12 protein-coding genes are annotated in these 13,920 nt (G+C 62.4%); 5 read left to right on the top strand and 7 right to left on the bottom strand.

What is annotated here, in order from left to right; all coding sequences use genetic code 11:
- Positions 1-62 precede the first annotated feature (62 nt).
- A complete protein-coding gene (locus AC5DC2_RS02705; RefSeq protein WP_491697388.1) occupies positions 63-935 on the top strand; it encodes an aldose 1-epimerase family protein in 873 nt (290 codons plus the stop codon).
- 5 nt (positions 936-940) lie between these two features.
- Here the strand turns inward: AC5DC2_RS02705 and bglA are convergent, their stop codons facing one another.
- Positions 941-2,590 (bottom strand): beta-galactosidase BglA, encoded by a 1,650-nt coding sequence (bglA, locus tag AC5DC2_RS02700; protein WP_491697387.1) that lies wholly within the window; start codon positions 2,588-2,590, stop codon positions 941-943.
- A 196-nt stretch (positions 2,591-2,786) separates the two neighbouring features.
- Between bglA and AC5DC2_RS02695 the strand changes: the two genes are divergently transcribed.
- A complete protein-coding gene (locus tag AC5DC2_RS02695; RefSeq protein ID WP_491697386.1) occupies positions 2,787-3,821 on the top strand; it encodes a glycosyltransferase family 4 protein in 1,035 nt (344 codons plus the stop codon).
- On the opposite strand, the gene der is transcribed toward AC5DC2_RS02695, so the two are convergent.
- The 6 genes from der to AC5DC2_RS02665 form a co-directional block, all read right to left on the bottom strand.
- On the bottom strand, positions 3,822-5,249 hold the full coding sequence (gene der / locus AC5DC2_RS02690; RefSeq protein ID WP_491697385.1) for a ribosome biogenesis GTPase Der: 1,428 nt from the start codon (positions 5,247-5,249) through the stop codon (positions 3,822-3,824). It abuts the gene before it with no gap.
- 19 nt (positions 5,250-5,268) lie between these two features.
- Positions 5,269-5,949, bottom strand: a complete 681-nt coding sequence (locus AC5DC2_RS02685; RefSeq protein ID WP_024709745.1) for a tetratricopeptide repeat protein — start codon at positions 5,947-5,949, stop codon at positions 5,269-5,271.
- A gap of 116 nt (positions 5,950-6,065) precedes the next feature.
- Positions 6,066-6,653 (bottom strand): NnrU family protein, encoded by a 588-nt coding sequence (locus tag AC5DC2_RS02680; RefSeq protein WP_491697384.1) that lies wholly within the window; start codon positions 6,651-6,653, stop codon positions 6,066-6,068.
- A 96-nt stretch (positions 6,654-6,749) separates the two neighbouring features.
- A complete protein-coding gene (sbmA, locus tag AC5DC2_RS02675) occupies positions 6,750-8,021 on the bottom strand; it encodes a peptide antibiotic transporter SbmA (protein ID WP_200337063.1) in 1,272 nt (423 codons plus the stop codon).
- Between the two features lie 130 nt (positions 8,022-8,151).
- On the bottom strand, positions 8,152-8,910 hold the full coding sequence (gene map / locus AC5DC2_RS02670) for a type I methionyl aminopeptidase (protein ID WP_024709748.1): 759 nt from the start codon (positions 8,908-8,910) through the stop codon (positions 8,152-8,154).
- Positions 8,911-8,937: 27 nt separating this feature from the next.
- Positions 8,938-9,984, bottom strand: coding sequence for an LLM class flavin-dependent oxidoreductase (locus AC5DC2_RS02665; RefSeq protein ID WP_491697400.1), 1,047 nt, complete (start codon positions 9,982-9,984; stop codon positions 8,938-8,940).
- A 245-nt stretch (positions 9,985-10,229) separates the two neighbouring features.
- Between AC5DC2_RS02665 and AC5DC2_RS02660 the strand changes: the two genes are divergently transcribed.
- From AC5DC2_RS02660 to AC5DC2_RS02650, 3 genes are all read left to right on the top strand, one after another.
- Positions 10,230-11,006 carry a 3-hydroxybutyrate dehydrogenase gene (locus tag AC5DC2_RS02660; protein WP_491697383.1) on the top strand — a complete coding sequence of 259 codons (777 nt, stop codon included), beginning with the start codon at positions 10,230-10,232 and terminating at the stop codon, positions 11,004-11,006.
- A 33-nt stretch (positions 11,007-11,039) separates the two neighbouring features.
- Positions 11,040-12,503, top strand: coding sequence for a xanthine dehydrogenase small subunit (gene xdhA, locus AC5DC2_RS02655; RefSeq protein ID WP_491697382.1), 1,464 nt, complete (start codon positions 11,040-11,042; stop codon positions 12,501-12,503).
- A gap of 1 nt (position 12,504) precedes the next feature.
- The coding region (locus AC5DC2_RS02650; protein ID WP_491697381.1) for a molybdopterin cofactor-binding domain-containing protein at positions 12,505-13,920 on the top strand (1,416 nt) is incomplete at its 3' end.

The raw sequence follows: 13,920 nt of genomic DNA, 5'->3' as shown, positions 1-13,920 counted from the left end.
GCGGCAAAACCTCCGCCGGGCATTCCTTTCTTCTCGCAACGAGAGCGCCACGAGGCCCGACCATGACAGACGCCATCCGCATCGCCAACGAAGCTCTTGCCGTCATCGTCTCGCCGCTCGGCGCCGAGACGCAGTCGATCAGGACCGCCGACGGACGCGACTGGCTGTGGAACGGGGACCCTGAATTCTGGACGGGACGCGCGCCGATCCTGTTTCCGATCGTCGGCAAGGCACCCGACGACCGGGTGGAAATCGGCGGCGAGCCCTTCGCCATGAAACAGCACGGTTTTGCGCGCAAGAGCCTGTTCACGCTCGAAGAACAGACGGAAACGCTCTGCCGCTTCGTCCTGACGGACACGGACGAAACACGGAAATCCTACCCTTTCGCCTTCCGCCTCGCGATCGAACATGCACTCGAAGGAAAAACGCTCGGCGTTTCGGCGACGGTCGAGAACAATGACGACAGGCCGATGCCCTTCGGCTTCGGCTTCCACCCGGCCTTCCGCTGGCCGATGCCCGGCATGAATAAGGGCCATGTCCACCACATCACCCTCGCAAACCGCGCGGAGCCGGAAATGATCCGCCTGCGCGACGGGCTTCTGGATCTCTCTCGCCTGCCCTCTCCCTTTTCCGAGGGCATCCTCACGCTGGACCATGACTATTTCGAGGACGACGCGATGATCTTCCCGGAAGGCGCCGGCGACCGCCTCACCTTTAGCGCAGAAGACGGCTCCGCCCTTCATTTCGTTTTCGAGGGCCTTCCCAATCTGGCGCTCTGGACCAAGCCCGGCGCGCCCTATATCTGCGTCGAACCCTGGCACGGCATGGCCGCTGCCCATGAAAAGGGGGCCGCGCTCGAGGCGCGGCCGTTTACCAAGATCCTCCAGCCGGGCGAAAGCGCGCGTTTTGCCTTCAGCGTCACCATCGACGCCTGAAGCCCTCACAGTTTCGCGCAAAAGCCGTCAAAGGCGCCCAGATCGACATGGGCACCGTTCAGAACCCCGGTCATGCCCGGCAGGTCGAGACTGTCGACATGCTCGAGCGCGATCTGCAGCGGCACGGATTGCGGCGTGTCGGCGAAATTATAGACGAAGAGCAGCGTCTTTCCGTCCTTTTCCCGCGTGAACATCAGCACGTCCTCATTGTCGGTCTCCATGAAGGCGATATCCCCATCGAAAAGCGCGTCGTGCTCGGCGCGGAAGGACAGCACGGCGCGGTAGTGGTTATAGACCGTGTCGGGCTCAGGCGCCTGCTCGAACACCGAAAGCGGCAGGTGCTCTCGCGGAACCGGAAGCCAGGGCCTGTCAGCCGTGGTGAAGCCGGCATGGGGCGCGACATTGCTCCACGGCATCGGCGTGCGGCAGCCATCGCGCCCCTTGAAAGAGGGCCAGAAGCGGATGCCGTAGGGGTCCTGCAGATCCTCGAAGGCAATCTCCGCCTGCGGCAGGCCGAGCTCCTCGCCCTGATAGAGGCAGATGGAGCCGCGCAGGGTCGCCAGCAGCGAGATAGCGAGCTTTGCCACCGGCTCACGCTCGGCTTCGGTTCTGGCGAAGCGTGAAGCGTGGCGATCGACGTCATGGTTGGAAAACGCCCAGCACACCCAGCCGTCCTTGACCGTGGCGAAGAAATTCTCCACGCAATCGCGAATATGGGCGGGCGAGAAATTCGGCCCGAGAAAATCGAACGTATAGCACATGTGCAGCTTGTCATTGCCGGAGGTATAGGCGGCAACCGTTTTCAGCGAGCGCGCGCCGTCACCGACCTCGCCCACCGATGTGCGCTCGTCATATTCATCGAGAAGCGCCCTGAAGCGCCGGAGAAAACCGATATTTTCCGGTCGTGTCTTGTCGTAGATGTGTTGCTGGAAGCCATAGGGGTTCACGTCCGGCGCATCGAGGCCCATCGGGCCAAGCTCGCCGTCGACCGCCGGATTGTCGCGCAGTTTCTCGTCGCAGAAATAATAGTTCACCGTGTCCAGGCGGAAGCCGTCGACGCCGAGCTCCAGCCAGAAGCGGACCGTTTCGAGCAGGGCGTCCTGAACCGCCGCACAATGGAAATTGAGGTCCGGCTGGCTCGCCAGGAAATTATGCATGTAATACTGCTTGCGCGTGCCGTCCCACTCCCAGGCCGGACCGCCGAAGATCGACAGCCAGTTGTTGGGCGCGGTCCCGTCCGGCTTGGCATCGGCCCAGACGAACCAGTCCGCCTTGTCATTCACCTTGCTCTTGCGGCTTTCCTTGAACCAGGCATGCTGGTCGGAGGTGTGGGAAAGCACCTGGTCGATAATAACCTTGAGCCCCAGCCGGTGGGCCTCTGCCACGAGCGCCCTGAAATCATCGAGCGTGCCGAACATCGGGTCGACATCGAGATAGTCGGAGACATCATAGCCCATGTCCGCCATCGGCGAGGTGAAGAAGGGCGAAAGCCAGACCGCATCGACGCCGAGCTCGGCAACATAGGCAAGCCTGCGGGTAATCCCCGGCAGGTCGCCGATCCCGTCGCCGGTCGTATCCTGAAACGAGCGCGGATAGATCTGGTAGATGACGCCGCCGCGCCACCATGCGCCGTTTTCACTTTTCTCGTCGGTCATCGAAAATTCCTTGCTGAAATGGTCTGAGATCTCCGGTCTCCAGCCTATCGTCGCGCCGGCGTCAGGTAAATGGAGAAGGCGCGCGATCGGCCGCTGGCGTTTGCGGCGAAATCGCGGTGTAATAAGGCTGTAACATCATTTGGATAACAGGGCCGGACCGGCCGGACTGCGCCGGCGGAAGAATCGGAAGACCGACGTGAACGAAAGCGCGCCCAAGAGACTGACGCTTGTGTCCGATGCCTGGCATCCGCAGGTCAACGGCGTCGTCCGCTCGATCGAAAACACCAATCACGAACTGGAGAAGATGGGCGTCGCGGTGACGATGATTACGCCCGATCTGTTCCGCAGCATGCCGATGCCGACCTATCCCGAAATCCGCCTGGCGCTCGCCACCTATGGACAGGTCGCCCGCAAGATCGCCGACAGCGCGCCGGATTTCCTCCATATCGCCACGGAGGGCCCGCTCGGCTTCAAGGCGCGCCGCTACTGCCTGAAGAACGGAATGCGGTTTACCACCAGCTATCACACCCGCTTTCCCGAATATGTCGCGGCCCGCCTGCCGGTCCCCAAGGACATGCTTTACGGCGTCGTCCGGCGATTCCACAATTCCGGCCATGGCTGCATGGTGGCAACGGAAAGCCTGGCGCGCGAACTGGAAGAGCGCGGCATTCACAACCTGATGCGCTGGAGCCGGGGCATCGACAACACGCTGTTTCATCCGCGGGAAAAATCGGCCGCGCCGTTCGGCGGCCTCAGGCGGCCGGTTTTCCTCACGGTTGCGCGCGTCGCGGTGGAAAAGAATCTTCCCGCGCTGCTCGCGCTCGACCTGCCCGGCAGCATCGTCGTCGTCGGCGACGGACCGGCGCGCAAGGCGCTTGAGGAAAAATATCCCGACGTTCATTTTGCCGGCATGCTGCAGGACGAAGCGCTGGCGGAGGCCTATGCGGAAGCGGACGTCTTCGTCTTCACCTCGAAGACGGACACGTTCGGCAACACGATCATCGAGGCGCTTTCAAGCGGCGTGCCCGTCGCGGCCTTTCCCGTGACCGGTCCGCGCGACATTCTCGACGGCGATCAGCAGGCTGGCGCGCTTGACGACGACCTGAAGGCCGCCTGCCTCAAGGCGCTGGAATGTTCGCCGGAAGCGGCGCGCGACCTGGCTCTGACCTATACGTGGGAGGCGGCGGCGCGGCAGTTCTACGACAACATGCTTGTCGCCCACGGACCCTGATCAACGCTTCTTCTTGCGCTTGTGCTCGAAAGGATTGTCGCCGGCGCGGAAATGAATGCGGATCGGCACGCCCGGCATGTCGAAATCGGCACGCAGACCATTGGTCAGATAGCGGATATAGCTTTCCGGAACCGCGTCCGGCCTGGTGCAGGAGATCATGAAGCCGGGCGGACGGGTTTTCACCTGCGTCATGTATTTCATCCGAAGACGCCGGCCGGAAACGGCGGGCGGCGGGTGGCTGACCGTCTGGCCGTCGAGCCAGCGATTGAGCCTGGCCGTCGAGATGCGGCGGTTCCACACCTTGTCAGTATCGGCGACCGCCTGCATCAGCTTGTCGAGGCCGGTGCCCCGCTCGCCGGAAATCGGCACGGCGCGAATGCCGCGCGCCTGCGGCAAAAGCCGCTCTGTCTTCTCGCGCAAATCCGCCAGCACCTGCTGGCGGTCCTCGATCATGTCCCATTTGTTGAAGGCGATCACGGCCGCCCTGCCCTCGCGCAGCACGAGATCGACAATCTGCAGGTCCTGCTTTTCAAACGGGATCGTGGCGTCGAAGACAATCACCACGCATTCGGCAAAACGGATGGCCCGCAGCGCGTCGGAGACCGAGAGCTTCTCGAGTTTTTCGACCACCCGCGCCTTGCGGCGCATGCCGGCGGTGTCGAACAGCTTGATCGGCCGGCCGCGCCACTCCCACTCCACCGAAATGGAATCGCGGGTGATGCCGGCTTCCGGGCCGGTGAGCAGCCGTTCCTCGCCGAGATAGCGGTTGATCAGCGTCGATTTTCCGGCGTTCGGACGGCCCACGATCGCGACCCGCAAGGGCTTGCTGTCGTCATAGGGGGCGGCCTCTTCCGGGTTTTCCGCCTCTTCCCGCGTCAGCATCACATCGGTGAGCGCTTCATCGGCAGGCTCTTCCTTTGGGAAGGCGCGGTCCTCGCCGATCGCCTCGATGATCGCCTCGCGCAGATCGTTCATGCCCTGGCCATGTTCGGCGGAAATCGGACAGGGCTCGCCCAGGCCCAGCGTGAAGGCATCATAAAAGCCGGCATCCGAGCCACGCGCTTCCGCCTTGTTGGCAACCAGCACCACCGGTTTGCCGCGGCGACGCAGCAGTTCGGCAAGCGTTGCGTCGGCGGGCGTCAGGCCGGCCTTGGCGTCGATGAGAAAGAGCGACAGGTCGGCCTCGTCGATCGCCGCTTCCGTCTGCGCGCGCATGCGCCCCGGCAACGTGTCGGCGGCAGCCTCTTCAAGACCGGCCGTATCGATGATGGTGAAGCGCAAATCAAACAGCCGCGCCTCGCCCGGCCGGCGGTCGCGCGTCACGCCCGGCGTGTCGTCAACAAGCGCCAGCTTCTGTCCGACCAGACGGTTGAACAGCGTGGACTTGCCGACATTCGGCCTTCCGACGATCGCGACCTTGAAATTCATCTGTTCCTCGCGGGCCGGCTCAGCCGGCGTCCTTGATTTCGCCATTGGCAGTCATGACCTCGAGCAGGATCTGCACGCGGTTCAAGACATTGCGCGGGGCTTCGGGGTCGTTGGCGACGTCCTCGAACCATTGCTGGGCGCGGGCGTAGTCCTGGTGGCCATAGGCGGAAAGACCGAGAATCTCCCGGGCGGAGAAGCGGAACGGATTGCCGTCATTGGCAAGCGCTTCCACTTCCGCCGAAACCTGTTCATAGGTCCCGGTATCGACCAGCAGCCAGCCGGCGCGCAGCTTGGCGGCGTCGCGGATCGCTTCCGGCACGCTGCGATCCTTGCCAATCGAAGAGAAGGCGGAGACCGCTGCGGCCGTATCGCCCGCTTCGGAAAGAAGCGTCGCGGCGCGCAGTTCGGCAAGAACCGGATAGGCCCCATGGCCTTCGGACTCGAGCTTCGACAGCGTCTCTTCGGCGGCGGCAAGATTGCCGGCTTCGATCTGGTTCAGCGCGGTCAGGAAAACATCGCCGGACTGGGCCGCTTCACGCGCCTGCCAGTATTCATAGCCGCGCCAGCCCGCGGTTCCGACGACGAGCAGGACGGCAAGGGCGATCAGATAACGCCCGAAGCGCCGCCACGCATCCTTCATCCTGTCGGAACGCAGCTCCTCGTTGACCTCGCGGATAAAACTGTCGTCCTGATTTGCCATTCCGTCACTCCGGCACGATTTCATTCTCCAGTGCCGGGCCTTCTAGCCGTTTTTTCATCCCGTTGTAAGGGAAAAAGCCGCGGGGCAACGGTGATATTGCACCGGGCGGCCTGTTTTCACATGGCGAGCGGCACCGGAACGCCGATCAGCCAGATGTGAAGCTTCCAGATGAACAGTCCCCAGAGCACGACCCCGAGGACGAAAGCATAGGCATCGTAGCGCGCGGAGACAAAGGGCTTGCGACTGTAGTTGCCGGAGCGCTCGCGCCGTGCCAGCGAAATCCTGAGGATCACCGCCCAGACGAGAAGGCCGGCAAAGAGGATGACGGATGCCGCCTCGCCATTGGCCAGAAGATGGGCGAAAGCCCAGATCTTCACGGACAGCACCATCGGATGCTTGGCCATCGTCGTGATCCGACCCGGCGGAAAGAAGCTTGCGGCAAGACAGATCATCGCGAGAAGCATCAGAAGAAGGGTGACGTGCGCCATCCAGAAGGGCGGCGTGTAGAGCACGATGCCTTCCTGACGGGCCCGGCCGAAGGCCCAGATCATGAAGACGAGCGCTGCCAGCGCCGCGAGCGAAAAGACCCCCTTCCAACCGTTCTCGCCCAGACGATCGATCATCGAGCGGCGAAACCCCGGCGCGAAAGTGTTGATGAGATGAATGCCCGTGAAAACCAGCACGGCAACGATGAGCATGACCATGGCGCTATCCCCCTGAAGGCGCGAAATACCGCCAGCATAATAGGCGCGAAACACCGCCGTTTGAAGTCGCTTCAGACGGCGGCGGTTTCAATTTGCTCAATCGGGATGCGTATCGGCCACCGCGCCGCCCGGCTCCTGATAGTCCTCGCGGTCGATCTCCGGCAGTTGCTGACCGAAGATCGCAGCCTCGAAGGCCTTCAGGCGCTTGTAGATCGAAATCAGCTCGATGATGGTCGACCAGGACATCACGAGATACTGGAACGAGGAGGCAACCTGGCCGAAGGCTGTCACGATCTGCTGCACGAGACCGTAGGTGACCGCGCCGGCGACGATCGCCGGCACCAGAATGAAATAGCCGAAGATATTGTCGGCCTGAAGGTAGAGACTGCGGGCGAGATTGAAGTAGGTGTAGTGCAGATAGAGCCGGAAGTAATTGCGGCGCACATTGGTGAAGAGCTCCTGCAGCGTGACCGGATCGGCGCGGTCCTCATGGTCCTCGCCATAGACCAGTTCCTTACGATAGGCGGCCTCGACGCGCTGGTTGCGAAACTCCAGTCCCGGTAGCTTGATGCCGACCACGACGAGCAAAATCGTGCCGAACAGCGACCAGAAGATCGCCGCGGTGAAAAGCGGAGCGGGAATCGCGCCGACGATCGGCAGTTCGGTGACATATTGCGACAGCGAGAACAGCACCGGCAGGAAGGCGATCAGCGTCATCACCGAATCGATCATCGAAACACCGAGCCCTTCCATGATCGAGGCGAAACGCATCGTGTCTTCCTGAACGCGCTGGGATGCGCCCTCGATATGACGGACGCGCTCCCACATGCCGGTATAGTAATCATTCATCGCCGTGCGCCAGCGGAAGATGTAGTGGCTGATGAAGAAGCGCGAAACGATGAAAAGAGTGACGCTCAGAAAGGCGATCTGCAGGAAGATCAGCATCAGCGTATAGAAATCGCCGACCGTGATGCCGCCTTCGCCCTGCAGCGCGGCCTGCAACGTATCCCCGAAAGGACGGCGCCAGTTGTTGATGGCAACCGAAATCTGCACCGAGAAATAGGTGACGAAGATGATCAGTTGCGACCCCCAAACCGACCAGGGCTGCCATTTGCGATTGTCACCGACGATCCACCAGAACACGCCGAAGATCACCGAGAACACGGCATAATAAAGGTAGAACCACAGGAAGTCGGGCGTGACGAAATGCGCAAGCCCGATCGGCTGCTCCCCTTCCGGATAGGGCGCGAAGCCTACGGCAACACCCAGTTCGCGCACCACGCCGTACCAGCCGGCGATTGCGACCAGCGCCCAGATCAGGGCGGAGGCGAAAAACAGTTTCGGCTTCGGAAAAAACGACTGAAACAAGAGGCAGACCTTCCGCAAGAGTACGGGAACGAAGGAGTTCGCTGCCCATCTATGGCAAAAAACGGTCGAAAGAGAAATTAAACATTGTTCAGGTCTTGCAGACGCCTTCGCGCCGCAAGCAGAGAGCATACTACTCGCCGTCGGGCAGCGTCAGGATCACCGGGCCGTTTCGGGTTGCCACCAGCGTGTGCTCGAACTGGACCGTCAGCGCCTTCGGGATCGAATAGAGCACCCAGTCCCGGTCCTCTTCCTCCTCGGCGAATTCGCCGCCGAGCGAAAGAAACGGCTCGACAGTGAACACATGCCCCTCGGCAATGCGCCGGCGTTCGCTCGGGTCCGGCCAGGTGGAAAGCTCGGCGGGCTCCTCGTGCAGCGAGCGGCCGATGCCGTGGCTTGCGAGGTTGCGGATCAGCGAATATCGATTCTTGCGGGCAAAATCGCCGATGGCATTGCCGATATCGGCGAATTCGCCGCCGGGTTTCACCTGGTTGATGCCCGTCCACATCGCCCGCTTGCCGTCGCGGCAGAGGCGCTTGATCTTCGCTGTCACCGGCGGCACGGCGAAGGATGCGCCGGTGTCGGAGAAAAAGCCGTTCTTCTCGGCCGAAACATCAATATTGACGAGGTCTCCGGCGGCAATCACACGCTCGCCTGGAATGCCGTGGGCAACTTCCTCGTTGACGGAAATGCAGGTCGCTCCGGGAAACCGATAGGTCACTTCCGGCGCCGACTGCGCGCCGTTGTCTTCCAGGAACCTGCGGCCGATCTTATCAAGTTCAAGCGTCGTAATGCCGGGCTCCAGCGCCTTCGACATGATGTCGACCGCGCCCGCGCAGATGCGGCCGATGTCCTTCAGGGCCTGAAGCTCTTCTTCTGTCGTGACGATCATTCAGGCCCTCTTTTCAACTTTCGAATTCTAAACCGGTTCGCCGTCGGCGAGCATTTCGCGCACCATCGGCGCGACCTTTTTGCCGAACAGCTCGATGGCATGCAACACTTGCGCTTGCGGCACAAGCCCGACGGCGAACTGAATCATGAACCGGTCGAGACCGAAAATGCGCTGGTGGGCGACAATCTTGCGCGCAAGGTCCTCCGGCCCGCCGACGAAGAGCGCGCCTTCCGGTCCCATCGAGGCATCGAACTGCGCCCGGCTCTGCGGCCCCCAGCCGCGCTCGCGCCCTAGCCTGTCCATCACGGCCTTCTGCGGTTCGAAGAAGATGTCGGCGGCCTCTTCCGCCGTGTCGGCGAGGAACCCGTGAACGGAAATGCCGCGCTTCAGCTTCGCCAAGTCGTGACCCGCCTGCAGGCCCGCCTGGCGGTGGATATCGAAGAGCGGCGCAAACCGGCGCGGCTGGCCGCCCAGGATGGCGATGATCAGCGGCAGGCCGAGAAAGCCGGCGCGGGCCATCGACTGCGGCGTGCCGCCTGCGGCGATCCAGACCGGCAACGGGTTCTGCACCGGGCGCGGATAGACCGGCTGGTCCTTGAGCGGCGCGCGCGTGTTGCCCGACCAGGTGACCCTTTCGTTGTCGCGGATTTTCAACAGGAGATCGAGTTTTTCGGAAAAGAGGTCGTCATAGGCTTCCAGCGGATAGCCGAACAGCGGAAAACTTTCGATGAAGGAGCCTCGCCCGGCCATGATCTCCGCCCGTCCCGAGGACAGCAGGTCAACGGAGGAAAACTGCTGGAACACGCGTACGGGATCATCCGATGACAGGATCGAGACCGCGCTCGTCAGCCGGATAGTCTTCGTGATCGTGGCGGCGCCGGCGAGCACGGTTGCCGGAGAAGAGACCAGATAGTCGACGCGGTGGTGCTCGCCGACGCCAAAGACGTCGAGCCCGACATCATCCGCCAGCCTGATTTCCTCCATCAGGTCCCGCATGCGGCGTTCCGCCTCTTTCCCGCGATCAATGCCGTCAGACGGGTCGACATCGGCAAATGTGAAGACACCCAGTTCCATCAGATCGTCCTTCCAAGCCAAAAGCTGAATTGCGTTGGCGCTGATATGGAGCATCGCCCGCTCCAAGTCACGGGACGGGATGTCGCCACTTGCGAAACGCTGTGTTCACCGCCCGTCGCGCGCCCTGCGGCGGCGCATATTTCTTGCCGTCCCGCGGCATGCAAGCAATTGCATGGCTTCCGGTTTGCGCATAACCTTTCCGGCAAATCGCAAACAACAACAAAAACGGGAATGGCAGACATATCATGGCGCGCACTGTAGTGGTGACCGGCTCCACAAGCGGTATAGGCCTCGGCATTGCCGAAGGCTTCGCAAAGGCCGGCGACAATCTCGTCATCAACGGCTTCGGCACGGAAGAGACCATCAACCAGGCCGTCGAGCGCATCGGCAGCACCGGCGACGGCTCGGTGATCTACCATCCCGCCGACATGACCAAGCCGGACGAGATTGCGGACCTGATCGCGACGGCCCGCCAAACCTTCGGAAGCCTCGACGTCCTGGTCAACAATGCCGGCATCCAGCATGTCAGTCCGATCGAGGATTTTCCGCCGGAAAAATGGGACCAGATCATTGCCATCAATCTGACGAGTTCTTTCCATACGATCCACCATGCGGTTCCGCTGATGAAGCAGGCGGGCCACGGGCGGATCATCAACCTTGTCTCGGCCCACGGGCTGGTCGCCTCGCCGTTCAAATCCGCCTATGTGGCGGCAAAGCACGGCATGATGGGGCTGACGAAGACGGTCGCGCTGGAACTTGCCCGCCACAACATCACGGTCAACGCCATCTGCCCCGGCTATGTGCTGACGCCGCTCGTGGAAAGGCAGATCCCGGATACGGCGAAAGCGCGCGGCCTGACGGAAGAACAGGTGAAGACCGACGTTCTTCTCGCCGCCCAGCCGACCAAGCAGTTCGTGACCGTCGAGCAGATTGCCGCCGCGGCGCTTTATCTAGCGAGCGACGCCGCCTGCCAGGTCACCGGCACGCATATTTCGATTGACGGCGGCTGGACCGCGCAATAGCGCCGGCCTCCGGGTATTTCTGAAGGAATTTTGATGACGATACGGTTCATCCTGAATGACAGGGAGGTGACGCGCGACAGGTTCTCGCCGTCGGAAACCCTGCTTGACTATCTGCGCATTGAACGGCGCCTGACCGGCTCCAAGGAAGGCTGTGCGGAAGGCGATTGCGGCGCCTGCACCGTGCTCGTCGGCAGGCTGACGCGCGGCAGGCTCGTCTACGAGACGGTCAATGCCTGCATCCGCTTCACCGCGTCGCTGAACGCCACCCATGTCGTCACTGTCGAGCACCTGGCGGCAAAAGACGGCGTGTTGCACCCTGTCCAGCAGGCCATGGTCGACATGAACGGCTCGCAATGCGGCTTCTGCACGCCGGGTTTCGTCATGTCGCTCTACGCGCTGTGGATGGAAAACGAGAAACCTTCGCGTCAGGCCATCGAAAAGGCGTTGCAGGGCAATCTCTGTCGCTGCACCGGCTATGAGCCGATCATCAAGGCGGCGGAGAAGGCCTCCGCCGTACGTCCGGATGCGGCCTTCGATGCGCTGGCGCGCGAGCGCGAGACCATCCTGGCGAAGCTCGCGGCGATGAAGACCGGCGAGACCATCACCATCGGCAACGAAAGCAAGCGCGGGATCATTCCCGGCTCCGCCGAGGCCCTTGCCGAGGTGCTCGCCGAATACCGCGATGCGACCATCGTTGCCGGTTCCACCGATGTGGGCCTCTGGGTCACCAAGCAGATGCGCGAGCTGAACCCGATGGTCTTCATCAGCCACCTGGAAGAGCTGCAGACGATTACCGAAACGGAGAAAAGCTTCATCATCGGCGCGGGCGTCACCTATACGGAAGCCTTTCCGGCGCTTGCCGGCAAGATCCCGGCGCTCTCCCGGCTGATCAACCGCATCGGCGGCGAGCAGGTGCGCAATATGGGCACGATCGGCGGCAATGTCGCCAATGGCTCGCCGATCGGCGATACGCCGCCTGCCCTGATCGCCCTCGGGGCGACGCTGACGCTGCAATCGAAGGACGGCACGCGCTCCATCGCGCTTGAGGATTTTTTCCGCGACTACGGCAAGCAGGACAGACGGCCGGGCGAATTCGTGCTGTCGCTCACCGTTCCGAAGCCGGCCAAGGGCGCGCACTACGCCGTCTACAAGGTTTCCAAACGCCGCGAGGAGGATATTTCCGCCCTTTGCGGCGCGTTCTATCTGGAACTTGCGCGCGATGGCACGGTCGACAGAATCCGGATCGCCTATGGCGGCATGGCCGGCATTCCCAAGCGCGCGGCCCATGTGGAGGCCGCCCTTGCCGGCAAGCCGTGGACGACCGAGACCGTGGAAGCGGCGCGGCAGGCCTTTGAGAGCGACTACCAGCCGATGACCGATATGCGCGCGACGGCGGAGTACCGTATGTTGGCAGCCAGGAACCTGCTCTCCCGCCTGCTGCTGGAAACCGGCGGCAGCCCGCAGGAGCTTTCACGCTTCGAACGCGAGGAGGCCTGAGATGGACAAGCAGACCAATGAAGCGCTGACGCTGAAGACCGAGATTTCCGGCGGCATGCACAAGGCCCGCGTCCATGATTCCGCTCACAAGCATGTCGCCGGCACAGCCGAATATATCGATGATATTCCGGAACCCGCAGGCCTCCTGCATGTCGGCCTCGGCCTTTCCGAGCGCCCGCATGCGCGCATCGCCGCAATGGATCTCTCGGCCGTGGAGAAAGCCCCTGGGGTTGTCGCCGTGCTGTCGGCAAAGGACGTGCCAGGCACCAATGACATTTCCTCGGGCGGCAATCACGACGAACCGCTGTTTGCCAATGAAGAGGTCGAGTATCACGGCCAGATCATGTTCGCGGTGATCGCCGAAACCCGGCATCAGGCCCGCGCCGCTGCAAGGCTGGCGAAGGTCGCCTATGAAGACCTGCCCTTCTGGACCAGCGTCCGCGACGCGATTGCCCATGACGCGCCCAATGTCATCACCCCGATGACATTGCAGCGCGGCGATGCGAGGGCCGCGCTCGACAAGGCGCCCCGCAGGATCACCGGAGAGATGGAGATCGGCGGGCAGGAGCATTTCTACCTCGAAAGCCAGATCGCGCTCGCCATTCCCGGCGAGGATGACGAGGTTGCCGTCTGGTCGTCCACCCAGCATCCAAGCGAGATCCAGCACATCGTCGGCCATGTGCTCAACATTCCGTCGAACGCCGTCACCGTCTATCAGCGGCGCATGGGCGGCGGCTTCGGCGGCAAGGAGACGCAGGGCAACGGCTTTGCCGCAATCGCGGCCCTTGCGGCCAAGAAACTCAACCGCGCCATCAAGGTGCGGCCCGACCGCGACGAGGACATGGCGATCACCGGCAAGCGTCACGACTTCGTCGCCTTCTACGATATCGGCTTTGACGATGACGGCGTGATCGAAGGCGTCGACGCGACCTTTGCCGCGCGCTGCGGCTTTTCCTCGGACCTGTCCGGACCGGTGACCGACCGCACGCTGTTTCACGCTGACAGTTCCTATTATTATCCGAACGTGCACATGGTCTCGCGGCCACTCAAGACGCATACCTGCTCGAACACCGCCTATCGCGGTTTCGGCGGACCGCAGGGCATGCTGGCCGGCGAGCGCTTCATCGAGGAGATCGCCTATGCGATGCAGAAAGACCCGCTCGATATCCGCAAGGCGAATTTCTACGGCCCCAACGGCTCCGGCCGCGATGTAACGCCCTATCACCAGACGGTGGAGGACAACATCATCCTGCGCGTGGTCGAGGAACTGGAGCAATCCGCCGACTATCGCGCCCGCCGCAAGGCGATCATCGACTTCAACAAGGCGAGCCCGGTGATCAGGAAGGGCATCGCGCTGACTCCGGTGAAATTCGGCATTTCCTTCACCATGACCGCCTTCAACCAGGCCGGCGCGCTC

The sequence above is a fragment of the Martelella sp. genome (assembly GCF_984369615.1).
The sequence above is the reverse complement of the archived record's forward strand: the minus strand, read 5'-3'. Positions and strand labels throughout refer to the sequence as shown.